Origin of the sequence: Mixta mediterraneensis (assembly GCF_030283135.1) — a bacterium.
In the GTDB taxonomy this organism is placed as follows: Bacteria; Pseudomonadota; Gammaproteobacteria; order Enterobacterales; family Enterobacteriaceae; genus Pantoea; species Pantoea mediterraneensis.
Genome location: NZ_JASUAZ010000006.1, coordinates 18,453 through 35,054, shown reverse-complemented (window position 1 = coordinate 35,054; position 16,602 = coordinate 18,453). Strand labels below are relative to the sequence as shown.

Genomic DNA, 16,602 nt, shown 5'->3' with positions numbered 1-16,602 from the left:
GCTGTTTTTCAGTCGCCTTTTTTGTTGCCATCATGCTAGATTCATGCGCCTGGAGAAACAGTGCCTTCCCTGTTTTGCATTCCTCACTGGCATATTTACGGTCTCGCATGAATAAATCGCGACAACAGCATCTTACCCGCTGGCTTCGTCAGCAACGCAGGCACGCTGAACGATGGTTGCGTCTGACCACATTGCTGGGACTTGCCAGCGCACTGCTAATCATCATGCAGGCCTGGTTGCTCGCTTCTTTGCTGCAGGCCTTGATCATCGAGCAACAACCCCGCGATACACTGTTCTCTTACTTTTTGCTGTTACTGTTGTGCTTTGTGCTGCGTGCGGCTTTCAATTACGCACGGGAGCAGGCCGGCTTTCATGCCGGTCAGGCCATTCGCCAGGCTCTCAGAAAGCAGGTATTAGATCGACTGGCGGAACTGGGGCCTGCCTGGATTCAGGGGAAACCTGCTGGCAGTTGGGCCACGCTGTTGCTGGAACAAATTGAAGAGATGCAGGATTACTACGCGCGCTACCTGCCTCAGATGACGCTGGCAGTGTTGATCCCTTTTTGCATCTTGCTCACGTTATTCCCCTTAAACTGGGCCGCTGGTTTAATTCTGTTTGTAACGGCGCCATTAATTCCTTTATTTATGGCGTTAGTGGGTATGGGAGCCGCCGATGCTAATCGCCGCAATTTTATCACTCTTGCACGGCTGAGCGGCGATTTCCTCGATCGTCTTCGTGGCCGTGAAACGCTGCGCCTGTTTCACCGTGGTGAAGCGGAAAAAACGGCGATAGCAAACTCAACCACCGATTTTCGCCAGCGCACGATGGAAGTTTTGCGTCTGGCCTTTCTCTCTTCCGCTGTGCTGGAGTTCTTCGCGTCGTTAGCTATCGCGGTGGTCGCCGTCTATTTTGGCTTTTCTTATTTAGGGGAACTGCACCTGGGCGATTACGGTAAAGGCGTAACGCTGTTTGCCGGTTTTTTAGCCTTAATCCTGGCACCCGAATTCTTTCAGCCCCTGCGCGATCTCGGCACTTTTTATCATGCGAAAGCGCAGGCCGTTGGCGCAGCAGATGCCCTTGAGCGCTTTATGCAAGAGGTGCCAGATGTCGCGTCTCAGCAAGGACAGCGGCCGTTTGCCATAAACGCCCCGATTGAAATGCAGGCAAAAGACCTGCTGATTTGTACGCCGAACGGTAAAACATTGTGTGGTCCTCTTTCTTTTAGCCTTGCTGCCGGTCAGCGCGTGGCATTGATCGGTCAAAGTGGTGCCGGCAAAACCGCGTTAATGAATGCGCTGCTGGGTTTTTTACCTTATCAGGGTTCGCTGATTGTTAATGGCGTGGAGTTGCGTGATCTTGCGCGCGACGACTGGCACAGACACCTGGCCTGGGTTGGCCAGAATCCGCATCTTCCGGCTTCAACGATTCGCGATAATATTTTAATGAGCACACCTTATGCAGCAAATCGCTTTGCAGAAGTTTTGCAAGCGTGTGGCATAAATGAGTTTCTGCCACGCCTGCCACAAGGTCTGGATACGATGCCCGCTGATGGCGGCAGCGGACTATCAGTAGGCCAGGCGCAACGCATCGCCGTAGCGCGTGCGCTGTATAAACCGGCATGTTTATTATTGCTGGATGAGCCCGCTGCCAGTCTTGATGCGCTTAGTGAGATGCACGTTATGCAGGCCCTAAATCAAGCCGCGACGCAGCAAACCACCCTGATGATTACCCATCAGCTTGATAATGTTAAAGACTGGGATGTTATTTGGGTGATGCAGAATGGACAATTGATACAGCAAGGAAACTGGCAGCAGCTAAGCGAACAGCCCGGCCAGTTTAAGCAGTTGCTGAAACATCGCCAGCAGGAGGTGAGCTAATGTCTGCATTGCGCCCTTTCCTTCGTCTCTGGAGCCGCCATCCTTATCGTTTAGCCTTAGGCATCCTGCTGGCTATCGTGACATTGCTGGCCAGCATTGGCCTGTTAACGCTTTCCGGCTGGTTTCTCGCCGCCTCTTCAGTAGCAGGTTTCGCTGGGCTGTATAGCTTTAACTATATGCTGCCCGCCGCAGGTGTGCGTGGTGCAGCGATTACACGTACCGTGGCCCGTTATTTCGAACGCCTGGTGAGCCACGATGCCACCTTCCGCGTATTACAACATCTGCGTGTATTTACCTTTAGCCGCTTAATTGCCTTGTCGCCGGGACAGTTATCAGGTTTTCGTCAGGCCGACTTACTAAACCGCTTTGTTGGCGATGTCGATACGCTCGATCATCTTTATCTGCGCGTTATTTCTCCACTAACTGGGGCTTTTGTCGTAATTGTGCTGGTTACGCTGGGGCTTAGCCTGATTGACCTGCAACTCTCCTTTCTCCTTGGCGGCACCATGTTAGCTACCCTGCTGATTATGCCCCCGCTTTTTTATCGCTTAGGCACGCCGGCAGGTCAGGCAATAGCACGTGGGCGTATGCGCTGGCGCATGCAATTAATGCACTGGCTGGGCGGTCAGGCGGAGTTAACCTTGTATGGCACGGCACATTCATGGCGTAAACAACTTGATAATGAAGAGCGTGGCTGGCAACAGGCGCAGCGTAAGCAGCAACGTTTACAGGCTTTAGCCCAAAGCCTGCTGCTACTCATTAGTGGAATGACGCTAACGCTTCTGCTCTGGATTAGCGCTGCTGCGATCGGTGAAAATCAGCTGCCAGGTTCATTTATTGCTTTGGTTGTGTTCTGTGCACTGGGCGCTTTCGAAGCGTTAGCGCCAGTAGCGGGCGCATTTTTGCCGCTAGCACAGGTTATAACAGCAGCCCGACGTGTGAATGACATTATTGTTCGATCGCCAGCAATTACTTTTCCTGCAGTCGCTAACGTACCAGCGGATACACTGAAGGTGTGCATTGAAAATCTGAGTTTCACTTATCCCGATCGACCTGATGCTGTTCTCAGTCATTTTTCATTAAATATGCAACGCGGCGAGCATATTGCATTACTGGGACCAACCGGCTGTGGCAAATCTACGCTGTTAGCATTACTGACGCGCGGCTGGGAAAGCCAGAGCGGCACTATCACGCTCAATGATTTACCGCTGCAAAACTGGGATGAGGCGCAATTACGCCAGCGTATTAGCATGGTGACGCAGCGGGTACATTTATTCAGCCAGACTTTGCGCGATAATTTATTGCTTGCCTGCCCAACGGCTCACGATGAGGCGTTAAAAGCGGTACTTGTTCAGGTCGGTCTGCGCCACTTATTTGATCAAGATGAAGACTTAAATGCCTGGCTTGGCGAAGGCGGACGTCCGCTTTCCGGCGGCGAACTGCGCCGTTTGGCCATTGCGCGCGCGTTACTGCATAACGGTGATCTCTGGTTACTGGATGAGCCTACCGAAGGTTTAGACGCCACGACTGAGCAACAGATCCTGACGTTACTTAATCAAGTGACGCAGGGGAAAACATTAATCATCGTAACCCATCGGCTCAGCGGTTTGCAGCATATGGACCGCATTTGCGTCATGGAAAACGGTAAAATTATTGAGCAAGGAAATCACGCCGAATTAATCTCAAAAGGTGGACGTTACTGGCGTTACCAGCAGCGCTTTGCGCTATAGTTTTAGCGAATAGCTGGCAGGTAGAACGATGCAATGAGACTGGTACAACTTTCACGGGAGTCACTGAATTTTCCGCCGCCTGAAATGGCTTTGCGTGAACCCAATGGTCTGCTGGCAATGGGCGGTGATCTCTCTCCTGCCCGTTTGCTAAATGCTTATCAACGCGGCATCTTTCCATGGTTTTCTCCCGGCGATCCAATCTTGTGGTGGTCTCCCGATCCGCGCGCGATTTTACTGCCTGAATATTTTCATCTCAGCCGCAGCATGAAGCGTTTCCATAAACAGTCGCCTTATCGCGTTACGATGAACGAAGCGTTTGCCGATGTGTTAGAAGGCTGTGCCAGCGGGCGGGAAGAAGGAACATGGATCACCTTCGAAGTTAAACGCGCCTGGTTGCGGTTGTATGAATTAGGCCATGCACATTCGATTGAAGTATGGAACGCGCATAAATTAGTCGGCGGTATGTATGGATTAGCGCTGGGGCAAATATTTTGTGGTGAATCGATGTTTAGTCGCCAGGAGAATGCTTCAAAAACAGCGCTCTGGGTGTTTTGCCAGCATTTCGTTAATCATCAGGGTCGCTTAGTTGATTGCCAGGTCCTGAATCCGCATACCGCATCGCTCGGCGCTCAGGAAATTCCCCGCGTCGATTATTTGCAGTATGTGCAAAGCCTTGCATGGCAACCGGTCAGTGAAGGCTGCTGGCGTACGCAAACCCTTTTTTAAGTCCGCACAGATGTTTTGCACACATAAAGCGTTAAAAGTGATATAATAATCGAGTTTGGTATGTCGTCCGCGCTTTGTAGTTGTAAGCCGGAATTGCCAGGCTGGGAATCTCAACGCACTCTCGGAACTGTTTCAATCGTGCGCGTGTAACCGGTTGATACAGATTCTTAGCCCGCTACTCCCCCGCAGACGTCACATAAAACACCCGAATTTAACCGAGATGCTCGCGTTATAACGCGAAGCACGGCGAAGCGTTGGCAAAACCGTCGACGGTTCTTTACATAAATCGTTGAATTGGGCATTATCTTGCCGGTTCAAGTGAAAGGTAGTACACCCAGAGGATTCGATGGCCAAAGAAGACAATATTGAAATGCAAGGTACCGTACTGGATACGTTACCTAACACCATGTTCCGCGTAGAACTTGAGAACGGACACGTGGTTACCGCTCATATCTCCGGTAAAATGCGCAAAAACTATATCCGCATCCTGACGGGCGACAAAGTGACTGTCGAGCTAACCCCGTACGACCTGAGCAAAGGCCGCATTGTCTTCCGTAGTCGCTAAGCTGCTCTTAGCTTGCTGTAGATAATATCTGACAGCAAAAAAAGGCCGGATTCGCATCCGGCCTTTTTCATTTCTGACATCGATAATTAATGCACGGTGCCTTCCGTTTTACGCTTTTCCGCGCTCAGGAAATGGTAGGTTAACTGGCCTTTTTCTTTATCCAGCCCAACGGATACCGATCCTCCCTCCACCAGTGAACCAAACAGCAATTCGTTAGCCAACGGTTTCTTGAGGCTTTCCTGCACAGTGCGCGCCATCGGACGAGCACCCATCGCTTTATCATAGCCTTTCTCAGCCAGCCAGTCGCGTGCTTCATCGCTCACTTCCAGCGATACTCCTTTCGCATCCAGCTGCGCCTGCAACTCAACAATGAACTTATCCACTACCTGATGGATGACGTCGGTAGACAAATGACGGAACCAGATAATGTTGTCAAGGCGGTTACGGAACTCTGGCGTAAAGATCTTTTTGATCTCTTCCATCGCATCGGTGGTGTTATCCTGCTGGATCAGGCCGATAGATTTACGTTCCGTTTCACGCACCCCGGCATTGGTGGTCATGACCAGCACCACGTTGCGGAAGTCCGCTTTACGGCCGTTGTTGTCAGTTAGCATACCGTTGTCCATCACCTGCAACAGCAGGTTAAAGACGTCCGGGTGCGCTTTCTCAATCTCATCTAACAACACAACGGCATGCGGATGTTTAATTACCGCATCCGTTAACAAGCCGCCCTGATCAAAACCCACGTAACCCGGAGGCGCACCAATCAAACGGCTGACGGTATGGCGCTCCATGTATTCGGACATATCAAAACGCAGCAGTTCAATGCCCAACGCTTTCGCCAGCTGTACCGTCACTTCGGTTTTACCGACGCCGGTTGGTCCCGCAAACAGGAATGACCCTACCGGTTTCCGATCCTGGCCCAGGCCTGCACGGCTCATTTTGATCGCTTCGGTCAATGCCTCAATGGCATTATCCTGACCAAACACCAGCATTTTCAGGCGGTCACCCAGATTTTTCAACGTATCGCGATCGCTTGCTGAAACGCTTTTTTCTGGGATACGCGCGATGCGTGCGACAACCGTTTCAATGTCAGCCACATTAACGGTTTTCTTACGCTTGCTGACCGGCATCAAGCGTGCGCGCGCGCCCGCTTCATCGATAACATCAATCGCTTTATCCGGCAGATGACGATCGTTAATGTATTTCACCGCCAGCTCCACCGCCGCACGCACCGCTTTCGCGGTGTAACGCACATCGTGATGCGCTTCGTATTTTGGTTTCAGACCATTCAGGATCTGCACGGTTTCGTCCATTGACGGTTCAGTGATGTCGATCTTCTGGAAGCGACGCGCTAAAGCGCGATCTTTTTCGAAGATATTGCTGAATTCCTGATACGTAGTCGAACCCATAACGCGGATCTTGCCGCTGGAGAGCAGCGGCTTAATCAGGTTAGCGGCATCCACTTGTCCGCCAGACGCTGCACCCGCACCGATGATGGTGTGGATCTCGTCAATGAACAGAATGCTGTTATTGTCCTGTTCGAGCTGCTTCAGCAGGGCTTTAAAGCGTTTCTCAAAGTCACCGCGATATTTGGTACCCGCCAGCAACGAACCAATGTCCAGTGAGTAAATTGTGCACTCTTTCATCACTTCCGGAACGTCGCCCTGCACGATACGCCAGGCCAGCCCTTCGGCAATGGCGGTTTTACCCACGCCCGACTCACCCACCAGCAGCGGGTTATTTTTACGGCGGCGACACAGCACCTGAATAGTACGCTCCAGCTCTTTGTCGCGACCAATCAACGGATCGATTCCGCCGACGCGAGCAAGCTGATTAAGGTTGGTGGTGAAGTTTTCCATACGATCCTCCCCGCCTGCTTGCTCTTCGTTGACTGGATTTTCTGCGTTCGGCGCCTGACCGGGTTCGTCTTTACGCGTACCGTGAGAAATGAAGTTCACCACATCAAGACGGCTCACTTCGTGTTTGCGCAGCAGGTAAGCCGCTTGCGATTCCTGCTCGCTGAAGATGGCGACCAGTACATTGGCCCCGGAGACTTCGCTACGGCCCGATGACTGGACATGGAAAACCGCACGCTGCAGCACACGCTGGAAGCTGAGCGTAGGTTGCGTATCACGCTCTTCTTCGCTGGCGGGCAGCACCGGTGTGGTTTGCTCGATAAAGGCTTCGAGTTCCTGCCTTAGAGCCATAATATCTACTGTACAGGCTTCCAGTGCCTCTCTGGCCGACGGGTTACTGAGTAACGCCAGCAACAGATGCTCGACGGTCATAAACTCATGACGGTGCTCACGCGCTCTGGCGAAAGCCATGTTTAAACTGAGTTCCAGTTCTTGATTGAGCATTTGGCACCTCCCCCAATTATCGCTCTGACGATCTGTCTACCTATATGGAGACAGGATCAGGCTTTTTCCAGCGTACACAGCAACGGATGATGATTTTCCCGCGCATAATTGTTCACCTGGGCCGCTTTGGTTTCGGCGACTTCAGCAGTAAATACACCACATATCGCTTTACCGTGGTAGTGAACTTTCAACATCAGCTGCGTTGCACGTTCAATATCATAAGAAAAGAACTTTTGCAGAACGTCAATAACAAATTCCATAGGTGTATAATCATCATTGTTCAGAATAACTTTATACATTGAAGGCGGCTTTAACCCTTCGCGTACTTTGTCTTCGGCCAGATGTTCAAAATTAAGCCAGTCGTTTGTGTTTGCCATAATGATCCGTTGAGATTCCGCCTATCAAATATAAACCTGTTACCGTTCATCTTTAGAGTTTAACACGCCTGTCAAGCACCCCACCGACGATGAAATTTTATCCAGAAAACCCCGTACGCGACCTGTATCACAAAATTTGCAATAGCGTTAACCACCTCAAATTTTAATGATTTTCTCCCTGTGTAGCTCGGCGCTTTGCTTGACGCCAGTGACTGTTTCTCTACATTCTACTAACACAAGCTGATTGAGATTTAATCGATCTCGACTCACAGCTTCAATGACCTCACCTACTTAATAGAATGTCTTGCGAGGGAAGTAAAAGCATGGAGACGGGTACAGTTAAATGGTTCAATAACGCCAAAGGCTTCGGCTTTATCTGTCCAATCGGGGGCGGCGAAGACATCTTCGCGCACTACTCTACGATTAAGATGGATGGTTACAGAACGCTAAAAGCCGGCCAACAAGTTCAGTTCGACGTCCACCAGGGTCCGAAAGGCAATCATGCCAGCCTTATCGTGCCAGTTGAAGCGCAGGCAGTCGCCTGACGTTTATCCCCATTCTGAACTCTTCCAAAAAAATGCCAGCCAATGCCGCTGGCATTTTTTAATCGGCGTTACCGTGAGCCAGCCAATGTACACGTGAAAACATCTGACGCATCAGCGTGGGAATGGCTTCCGGCCCGCGTTCCGCCGCTGCCATCGCCACGGCAATCGCCAGTTCGGGTTTCGATGCATGATGAATGGCATGGCTAATAATACGCCTGGCGCTCATGGGCGCGTTTAACGGCAGGTGCGCCATTTGATGATAAACATCCTCGAAGCCGTGCTTATAAAGGAAGTGCTCCATATCCAGCGCCGGAAGCTGGGTAAGGTGATTTTGCTCTTTATCCTGCGCACACAGCTGGCTGCGCGTGGTCGCAGCATACTTATCTCCCGCCTCATCGCCATCCGTTAATACATGCCAGTCAATACCCATGCGGCGGGCAAATTTAAGCAACGGTTTTAATCCCGACTGCGCAAACTCAATCACTTTTACGCCTTCAGCGGCAAAGTGATACCCACATTGTTACGCCAGCTCATTGATAATCCACACTTCGGTTTCACCTTCTACTAACAGCCAGCAGCGGGCAAACAGCGCGGAGGGTCGATTCACGCGTATATGAAAACCAATCCGACGCCTGTCTTCTGCGCTCAACCCTTCCGGACCAATTCGCCACGCGGCAACCCGCGCCGGTTCACGTACTAGCCGACAGACATTTTCTACCGGCACCTGCGACAGAAGTTCAGCCGAATTAGTGGTGGCGATTTTTTGCAGCGGCAGTAATTCCAGTAAATTCCACGCCACCGACAGCATAATAGGATGAAGCCGCGTTTCGGGATCTTCTATCAGCAGCAGCGGCCGGGCATCCTCAGCCAGCGGTTCGCTCCCACGAGCCTGCACCAGGAGCGTAAACATTCGCAGCAAAATCAGCTGGCGACTGCGCGAATCGGTTTCAGAGATAAACTGATTAAGCTTATCCAGCGAGCGCCAGCTCTGCCTGCCTTCGCGCGCTTGCGGATCAACGCGTTTCGCCTGGCGGGCATCGCTCGGTTGTTGCACCAGAAAATAGTGCTCCATCAGTTGCTGCATGGTCTGCAATCCCTGACGCAGCACATCATCGCTGAGCTTTTGCGGCTGCGTTACCAGGTCTCGCGTAAGCGTGTCGATTTCCAGCGTCAGCTGATCCAGTGTGGTTGCCTGCCCATCGTTATGGTTCTCGCTATGACGAGCACGACGACTGAAACGCGCATCGCGCAGCCGCAATACCGGATGCATACGCAGCAAATGACGAATGGCAATCTCTGTGCTGACTTCAGCTAACACATTGCCCTGCCGATCGATAAAACGCCGCGAGGTATGGACGTTCTCCTCACGCAGCCTGGCGCGAATGCTGTAACGCAGCCAGCGCTGGCCTTGCTCATCCCGCTGCCAAAATGGCGAAAAATGTTCATCATGATCGCTACCCGCATCACGAAAGTGGAACACAATCTGCAAGTGTCGCCGTTGGTCATTGACGTCGCCCGGCGTGAAGTGAAAATCACTGGCGCTAAACTGATAATCTTCCGTTTGCGGCGACAGTAACAGTGTCAGCGCATCCAGCAAGCTGGATTTACCCCAGGCGTTTTCGCCGATTAACAGATTAGTATGCGTTAATGGCAAAGAAAGCTGGTTAATGCCGCGAAAACCGCGAATGTCGATATGTTCCAGAACCATAGCGTGGCTCATCCTCTTGTTAACCGAAGCATGGTTGGCGAACGTAAACCGGTCAAGCCGCTTAAACCGTTGGTTTACTCTTTCCCGCTTTTTCGCTAGCGTGTTGTCACTTTTCGCATGGATGGCTTAAATATGTATTCCGGGCTTCTGATTATTCTGGTTCCGCTGGTCGTTGGCTGGCTTCTTCCTCTGCATAAAACCGCCGTTCTCCATTTGGTTAATCGCTTACTGAGCGCGATGGTTTACGTCATTCTGTTCTTTATGGGCATTAGCCTGGCGTTCCTTGATAACCTCAGCAGTAATCTGCTCACTGTTTTCTACACCGCTCTGGTTGCCGCACTTTGCATCATGCTATGCAACCTGCTGGCGCTGCTGTGGCTGGAGAAGCGCCTGCCGTGGCAATACACACACAAACAAGAAAAATTGCCATCACGTCTGCATATGGCGCTGGAATCACTCAAACTTTGCGGCGTTGTGGTGGTAGGATTTTTACTCGGCCTGACGCAATGGGCCTTTTTGCATCACGCCTCGGCAGCCAGTGAATATGCGCTAATTTTTCTGCTGTTTTTAGTGGGTATCCAGCTTCGCGGCAGCGGCATGACGCTGCGCCAGATTATTCTTAATCGTCGTGGCATGATGGTCGCCTGCGTGGTGTTGGTGAGCGCCTTAACCGGCGGCATCATTGCCGCACTGCTGCTCGGCTTACCCATAAAAACCGGTTTAGCACTGGCCAGCGGCTTCGGCTGGTATTCACTGTCCGGTATTTTAATGACGGAGGCGTTTGGTCCGGTCATCGGCAGCGCCGCTTTCTTTAATGACCTGCTGCGCGAACTTACCGCCATTATGCTTATCCCGGTGCTGATTACGCGTCACCGTTCCAGCGCGTTAGGATTGTGCGGCGCTACCTCAATGGATTTCACTTTGCCCGTGCTGCAACGCGCCGGTGGAACAGAGATTGTTCCCGCCGCCATTGTCCATGGTTTTATCATGAGCCTACTGGCACCGGTTCTTATCGCCCTGTTCTCCGCTTAAATTCTCCTGACAAAACGCAGCGCATTTTTTCACAGCTGCGTTCTGACAACCTCGTCTAAGCTTCTCTTTTTGCGCTTTTGGTTAGCCATCGCCAGGATGGCCAACCACCAAAAGGAGAATACGATGAAAAGAACCGTTGCAGCGCTGATCGCAAAAACGCCTGAGAACGCTGGTGTCAAACGCATCTGGGGCGTCACCGGCGACTCTCTTAACGGCCTGAGCGACAGCTTAAATCGTATGGGCACCATTAAATGGATGCCAACCCGCCATGAAGAAGTCGCCGCTTTTGCCGCTGGCGCGGAGGCGCATGTGACAGGTGAGCTGGCCGTGTGCGCGGGCTCATGCGGTCCCGGCAATTTGCATTTAATTAATGGTTTATTTGATTGTCATCGTAACCATGTTCCGGTACTCGCGATTGCCGCACATATCCCTTCCAGCGAAATTGGCAGCGGCTATTTTCAGGAAACCCACCCCGAGGAGTTATTCCGCGAGTGCAGCCATTATTGCGAGCTGGTGTCTAATCCCGAACAGTTGCCGCAGGTGCTTGGCATTGCCATGCGTAAAGCGATCCTTAATCGTGGCGTGTCAGTAATCGTCATTCCGGGTAATGTAGCGCTGAAGCTGGCACCGGAAACGGCTAGCGCAAACTGGTATCCACCCCAGCCGCCGCAAATTCAGCCGCAGCCCGCTGCGTTAGCACAGCTGGCGCAAACGTTGAATGAAGCCAGCAATATTACATTGCTGTGCGGCAGCGGTGTTGCGGGCGCTCACAAGGAAGTGGTTGAGCTGGCTGCTACGCTGAAAGCGCCGATCGTTCATGCGCTGCGCGGTAAGGAGCACATCGAATATGCTAACCCTTACGATGTGGGTATGACCGGTCTGATTGGCTTTTCATCGGGGTTTCACGCGATGATGAATGCCGACACGCTGGTGCTGCTCGGCACGCAATTCCCCTATCGCGCTTTTTATCCTGAAAAAGCCAAAATAATTCAGATCGATATTAATCCCGGCAGTCTCGGCGCCCATTGTCACGTTGAACAGGCGTATACTGGTGATGTGAAAACCACGTTGCAGGCTTTATTGCCGCAGCTGACGAAAAAAAGTGATCGTCAACACCTCGACAACGCACTCGAACATTACGTTGATGCACGCAAGGATCTTGATGCTCTCGCCCAACCCAATGACAGGCAGGCGATTCACCCACAATATCTTGCTCAGCAAATCAGCCATTACGCCAGTGACGATGCGATTTTCACCTGTGATGTCGGTACGCCAACCGTGTGGGCGGCCCGCTATCTGAAAATGAACGGGAAACGCCGCCTGCTCGGCTCGTTCAATCATGGTTCAATGGCCAACGCTATGCCGCAAGCCCTGGGCGCACAGGCTATCAATCGCGATCGGCAGGTGGTTGCGCTGTGCGGTGATGGAGGATTTAGCATGTTGATGGGCGACTTCATCACCGTTGCGCAGCTGAATTTGCCGGTAAAACTGGTGATTTTTAACAATAGCGTGCTGGGCTTTGTCGCGATGGAGATGAAGGCTGGCGGCTACCTGACCGATGGCACTGAACTGGAGAATCCTGATTTTGCCGCCATCGCCCAGGCCTGCGGCATTAAAGGCATACGCGTAGAGAAAGCGTCCGACTTAAACGGCGCGCTGGAACAGGCGTTCGCCCATGATGGCCCCGTGCTGGTGGATGTGATCACCGCCAAAGAAGAGCTGGCAATGCCGCCGCAAATCAAGATGGAACAAGCCAAAGGCTTTAGCCTTTACATGCTGCGCGCCATTCTGAATGGACGCGGTGATGAAGTGGTTGAACTGGCGAAAACTAACTGGCTGCGGTAAAACGGGAGAATGCCATGCGCGGGCGTAATGCCCGCCGTTTTATTTCTCAGGAAAGCTCAGGAGCGCAACGTGATCGATTTACGCAGTGACACCGTTACCCGGCCAGGCGCCGCAATGTTACAAGCGATGATGGCAGCTGAAACCGGCGATGATGTTTATCGTGACGATCCAACGGTTAAGGCACTGGAAGCCGAAGCCGCACGTCTGAGCGGCAAGGCCGCCGCGCTATTTTTCCCTACCGGCACTCAGGCCAATCTGGTGGCGTTACTCAGCCATTGTGAGCGCGGCGAGGAGTACATCGTCGGGCAGCAGGCTCACAACTATAAATATGAAGCCGGTGGCGCTGCCGTGCTGGGCAGCATTCAGCCCCAGCCAATTTTAGCCGCTGATGATGGCACGCTGCCGCTGGATGAGGTCGCGGCGGCGATCAAACCTGACGACATTCATTTTGCCCGCACCCGGCTGCTTAGCCTGGAAAACACCCATCACGGCAAAGTGCTGCCGCTCCATTATTTAGCCGAAGCCTTTCAGTTTACCCGCGAACATAAGCTGGCGCTGCATATTGACGGTGCACGTATCTTCAACGCGGTGGCCGCGCAGCAGGTTCCACTGGAAACGATTGCCCGCTATTGCGATACCCTGTCTGTCTGTTTATCCAAAGGGCTTGGCGCGCCGGTCGGCTCGCTGTTATGTGGCGATGCGGCCTGTATTGAACGCGCGCGCCGCTGGCGCAAAATGGTCGGTGGCGGTATGCGTCAGGCAGGTATCCTGGCAGCAGCCGGTTTGTATGCGTTGCAGCATAACGTTGCGCGTTTAAAAGAAGATCACGATAACGCCGCGTGGCTGGGGCAACAGTTGCACGAGACTGGCGTTGAGGTGGTCGATCAGCAAACCAATATGGTGTTTATACGTATCCCTGCCGGGCAGGTTGAACCGTTAAAGGCCTGGATGGAAGCGCGTGATGTGCTGATCAGTGTCGGCCCGTCAACGCGTTTAGTGACGCACATGGATGTGGATCGTGCCGCGCTGGAAAAGGTAGTGACCTACTGGAAGGCATTTTTACAGCAGTAATTACTCCGCCGCGCCATATTTCTCCAGCAGCGCGGCGGCAATCGCTGCGGTTTCCGCATCAGGTAGGCCGCGATAATCAGCCGGGCGAAAATGCATCTGGAAGGCAGCGATAACCGTTTGCTGCTGGCCCGGCGTCATTTCTGGCGTTACCGGATAGCCGTAACGCTGTAGCAAATCCATTATTTTCTCTACTGGCACCCGCGCTCGCGGTGTTTGGCCGGCTAAAAAGTGCTGAACACGGCTGGCATCTGGCCACGCCCCTACTCCCTGTTGCGCCAGGTATTGCCAGGGAAAACGCGGACCGGGATCCTGCTTGCGCTGCGGCGCAATATCGCTGTGACCAACAATATTTTCTGGCCGGATACCGTAACGCTGCGCCACCTCTTTTACTAATGCACTAAGCGACGCGATTTGCTGCGGGCTAAAAGCCTGCCATTCGCGCCCGGTTAGCGTGCTGCGATAACCGTTATTGACCAGCTCAATGCCAATCGACGTGTCGTTAATGCGCGTCGCCCCGCGCCAAAAGCTGGACCCGGCATGCCAGGCCAAATCCTGCTCAGGCACCAGTTGCCAGATAACGCCTTTACCGTCGCGTTGAGGAGGCTGACGCGGGATCAAATAATGGGCGCTGACCTGTTGGTCGGTCAGCGTGGCAAGCGACGTCGGGAAATCCTCAGCGGTGTAATGGATCACAATCACTTTGATGCGCGGACGTGCGCCCTGTGCTGGATGACGGAGATCCACCCAATAGCCATGACGTAATTCCACGCCGGACTGGCAGCCAACCAATAGCAGCCCTGCCAGTACCAGCAGCAGCTTTTTCAACGCACGATCACCGCAGTTCCGCTCACGCTGACCATTAACATGCTGCTGTCTTTACCCACGGTTTCGTAGTCAATATCGATCCCTACTACAGCATTTGCGCCTAACGCTTTAGCCTGTTCTTTCAGCTCTTTAAAGGCAATTTCACGCGCCTTACGTAACTCTTTCTCGTAAGCGCCGGAGCGTCCCCCAACGATGTCGCGGATCCCCGCGAAAAAGTCACGAAAAACGTTCGCTCCCAAAATCGCTTCGCCGGTCACAACGCCACAATATTCACTGATGCTGTGGCCTTCTAATGTCGGTGTGGTTGTCAGTTTCATGTTGTTCTCCTTTTCACCCTTGCGCCTAAAGCTCTTACGACTAAAAGCACGGCTATACTCTATGCTAAAAATGGCGCTTTGCCAGAGAACAATAAGGAAATCGAGATGAGAAACAAAGCCTTTGCGCTTTTGATCCCCGCAGCAATGCTGCTCAGCGCCTGTACCACCGTTGAGCCGGTCATCAAGGATAATGGCCCACGTACAGCGCCCTGTGTAGATGGCGGTCCCGATAGCGTCGCACAGCAGTTTTACAACCTGCGCATTGCCCGGCCTACACAAGGTTTGCCGGACAGCACTACGCTGGCAAAATACCGTCCTTATCTGAGCGAGCACCTCTATCAAACATTGCTCGCTGCCAGTCACGAGACCAACGCGGGTTCCTGGCGTGACGGCGATCTGTTCTCCAGCCTGGCGCAGGGGCCAACCGAAGCCAGCGTCGCGGTTGCCTCCACCATTCCTAATCGCGATGCGCGCAATATTCCGCTGCGTGTTGATCTGAGCCGCGACGGCAAAAAATGGCAGGATGAAGTCCTGATGATCCACGAAGGCACCTGCTGGGTAGTGGATGACGTGCGTTATGCCGCTAACGTGCCGCATCCTGACGGTGGTAGCCTGAGCCAGATGCTGGAACACGCGAAGAAGAAATAATTGCTTATTTTCTGCGCGGTCAGTTTCCAGTATTAAGCGCGCTGCATCTTTGCGGCGCGTTTTTACTTTCTGTCGCGGCAAAACCGTTGCGCTAAGCCCTTCTCAGCGTTGGACTACGCGATATTGTGCTACGCTTTTAGGATTTCCCTGCCGTTTAATAAATTTTAACTCACCTCAATTGCATAACTATTCTGGTAACGTTAAGATTCGCGGCATCAATTGCTATTCATATTTGGCGCATGAGTATTCAACTAAACGCAATCAACTGCTTCTACGGTGCTCATCAGGCGCTGTTCGACATCAACCTGGAATGCCCGCAAGGGGAGACACTGGTGCTGCTTGGTCCGAGCGGTGCAGGCAAGAGTTCTCTGCTGCGCGTTCTGAATCTGCTGGAATATCCCCGTTCCGGGCAGTTGTACATTGCCGGAAACTCGTTCGATTTCAGCAAAAAACCTTCTGACGCCGCGATCCGCGAACTGCGCCAAAATGTCGGCATGGTTTTCCAGCAATACAACCTCTGGCCGCACCTGACGGTATTGCAAAACCTGACTGAAGCGCCCTGTCGCGTGCTTGGTTTGACAAAGGCAGAAGCAAAAGCGCGTGCCGACAAACTGTTGGATCGCTTGCGCTTAACGCCTTACAGCGATCGCTTTCCGCTGCATCTTTCGGGGGGTCAGCAACAGCGCGTTGCGATTGCGCGGGCGTTGATGATGGAGCCGCAAGTATTGCTGTTTGATGAACCCACTGCCGCTCTCGATCCCGAAATTACCGCGCAAATTGTCAGCATTATTCGCGAACTGGCGCAAACCCAAATCACCCAGGTGATCGTCACCCATGAAGTGGAAGTGGCGCGTAAGACCGCCAGCCGCGTGGTATATATGGAGAATGGTCATATTGTGGAACAGGGTGACGCCAGTCGTTTTTCACAGCCGCAAACCCAGGCGTTTGCTCACTATCTTTCGCACTAAGTCAG

Annotated in this window: 14 protein-coding genes and 1 pseudogene; 10 read left to right on the top strand and 5 right to left on the bottom strand. The window is 52.7% G+C overall.

Going from position 1 to position 16,602, the window contains the following annotated elements; translation table 11 throughout:
- The first annotated feature begins 107 nt into the window (after positions 1-107).
- The 4 genes from cydD to infA all read left to right on the top strand — a co-directional run bounded on the left by cydD (position 108) and on the right by infA (position 4,898).
- A complete protein-coding gene (gene cydD / locus QRY16_RS06070) occupies positions 108-1,877 on the top strand; it encodes a heme ABC transporter permease/ATP-binding protein CydD (RefSeq protein WP_289775982.1) in 1,770 nt (589 codons plus the stop codon).
- The gene (gene cydC, locus QRY16_RS06065) at positions 1,877-3,607 is read left to right on the top strand and encodes a heme ABC transporter ATP-binding protein/permease CydC (protein WP_289775981.1); all 1,731 of its coding nucleotides are present in this window, start codon (positions 1,877-1,879) and stop codon (positions 3,605-3,607) included. Before cydD ends, cydC begins: the two co-directional genes overlap by 1 nt.
- Before the next feature lie 33 nt (positions 3,608-3,640).
- Positions 3,641-4,333 carry a leucyl/phenylalanyl-tRNA--protein transferase gene (gene aat, locus QRY16_RS06060; RefSeq protein WP_193403321.1) on the top strand — a complete coding sequence of 231 codons (693 nt, stop codon included), beginning with the start codon at positions 3,641-3,643 and terminating at the stop codon, positions 4,331-4,333.
- Between the two features lie 346 nt (positions 4,334-4,679).
- Positions 4,680-4,898: a translation initiation factor IF-1 gene (gene infA / locus QRY16_RS06055; RefSeq protein WP_002211347.1), complete on the top strand. Its 219-nt coding sequence runs from the start codon at positions 4,680-4,682 to the stop codon at positions 4,896-4,898.
- Between the two features lie 86 nt (positions 4,899-4,984).
- On the opposite strand, the gene clpA is transcribed toward infA, so the two are convergent.
- Entirely contained in the window at positions 4,985-7,261 is a 2,277-nt protein-coding gene (gene clpA / locus QRY16_RS06050; RefSeq protein ID WP_289775980.1) for an ATP-dependent Clp protease ATP-binding subunit ClpA, read from the bottom strand.
- Positions 7,262-7,317: 56 nt separating this feature from the next.
- Positions 7,318-7,638, bottom strand: a complete 321-nt coding sequence (gene clpS, locus QRY16_RS06045; RefSeq protein WP_193403323.1) for an ATP-dependent Clp protease adapter ClpS — start codon at positions 7,636-7,638, stop codon at positions 7,318-7,320.
- 323 nt (positions 7,639-7,961) lie between these two features.
- Between clpS and cspD the strand changes: the two genes are divergently transcribed.
- Positions 7,962-8,183, top strand: coding sequence for a cold shock-like protein CspD (gene cspD / locus QRY16_RS06040; protein ID WP_193403324.1), 222 nt, complete (start codon positions 7,962-7,964; stop codon positions 8,181-8,183).
- 58 nt (positions 8,184-8,241) lie between these two features.
- Here cspD and QRY16_RS06035 read toward each other — a convergent pair.
- A pseudogene (locus QRY16_RS06035) lies at positions 8,242-9,891 on the bottom strand (DUF2813 domain-containing protein).
- A 132-nt stretch (positions 9,892-10,023) separates the two neighbouring features.
- Between QRY16_RS06035 and QRY16_RS06030 the strand changes: the two are divergent.
- From QRY16_RS06030 to ltaE, 3 genes are all read left to right on the top strand, one after another.
- Complete coding sequence (locus QRY16_RS06030; protein ID WP_289775979.1) at positions 10,024-10,923, top strand: LysO family transporter; 900 nt, start codon at positions 10,024-10,026, stop codon at positions 10,921-10,923.
- A gap of 123 nt (positions 10,924-11,046) precedes the next feature.
- Positions 11,047-12,768, top strand: coding sequence for a ubiquinone-dependent pyruvate dehydrogenase (gene poxB, locus QRY16_RS06025; protein ID WP_289775978.1), 1,722 nt, complete (start codon positions 11,047-11,049; stop codon positions 12,766-12,768).
- A gap of 69 nt (positions 12,769-12,837) precedes the next feature.
- The gene (gene ltaE, locus QRY16_RS06020) at positions 12,838-13,839 is read left to right on the top strand and encodes a low-specificity L-threonine aldolase (RefSeq protein WP_289775977.1); all 1,002 of its coding nucleotides are present in this window, start codon (positions 12,838-12,840) and stop codon (positions 13,837-13,839) included.
- Here the strand turns inward: ltaE and QRY16_RS06015 are convergent, their stop codons facing one another.
- Positions 13,840-14,664 (bottom strand): N-acetylmuramoyl-L-alanine amidase, encoded by an 825-nt coding sequence (locus tag QRY16_RS06015; protein ID WP_289775976.1) that lies wholly within the window; start codon positions 14,662-14,664, stop codon positions 13,840-13,842.
- On the bottom strand, positions 14,661-14,981 hold the full coding sequence (locus tag QRY16_RS06010) for a heavy metal-binding domain-containing protein (protein WP_193403330.1): 321 nt from the start codon (positions 14,979-14,981) through the stop codon (positions 14,661-14,663). The genes QRY16_RS06015 and QRY16_RS06010 overlap by 4 nt, the downstream gene beginning before the upstream one ends.
- A 105-nt stretch (positions 14,982-15,086) precedes the next feature.
- Between QRY16_RS06010 and QRY16_RS06005 the strand changes: the two genes are divergently transcribed.
- Together QRY16_RS06005 and artP are read left to right on the top strand one after the other, a co-directional pair.
- The gene (locus QRY16_RS06005; RefSeq protein ID WP_289775975.1) at positions 15,087-15,629 is read left to right on the top strand and encodes a lipoprotein; all 543 of its coding nucleotides are present in this window, start codon (positions 15,087-15,089) and stop codon (positions 15,627-15,629) included.
- Positions 15,630-15,868: 239 nt separating this feature from the next.
- Entirely contained in the window at positions 15,869-16,597 is a 729-nt protein-coding gene (gene artP, locus QRY16_RS06000) for an arginine ABC transporter ATP-binding protein ArtP (protein WP_193403332.1), read from the top strand.
- Positions 16,598-16,602 lie beyond the last annotated feature (5 nt).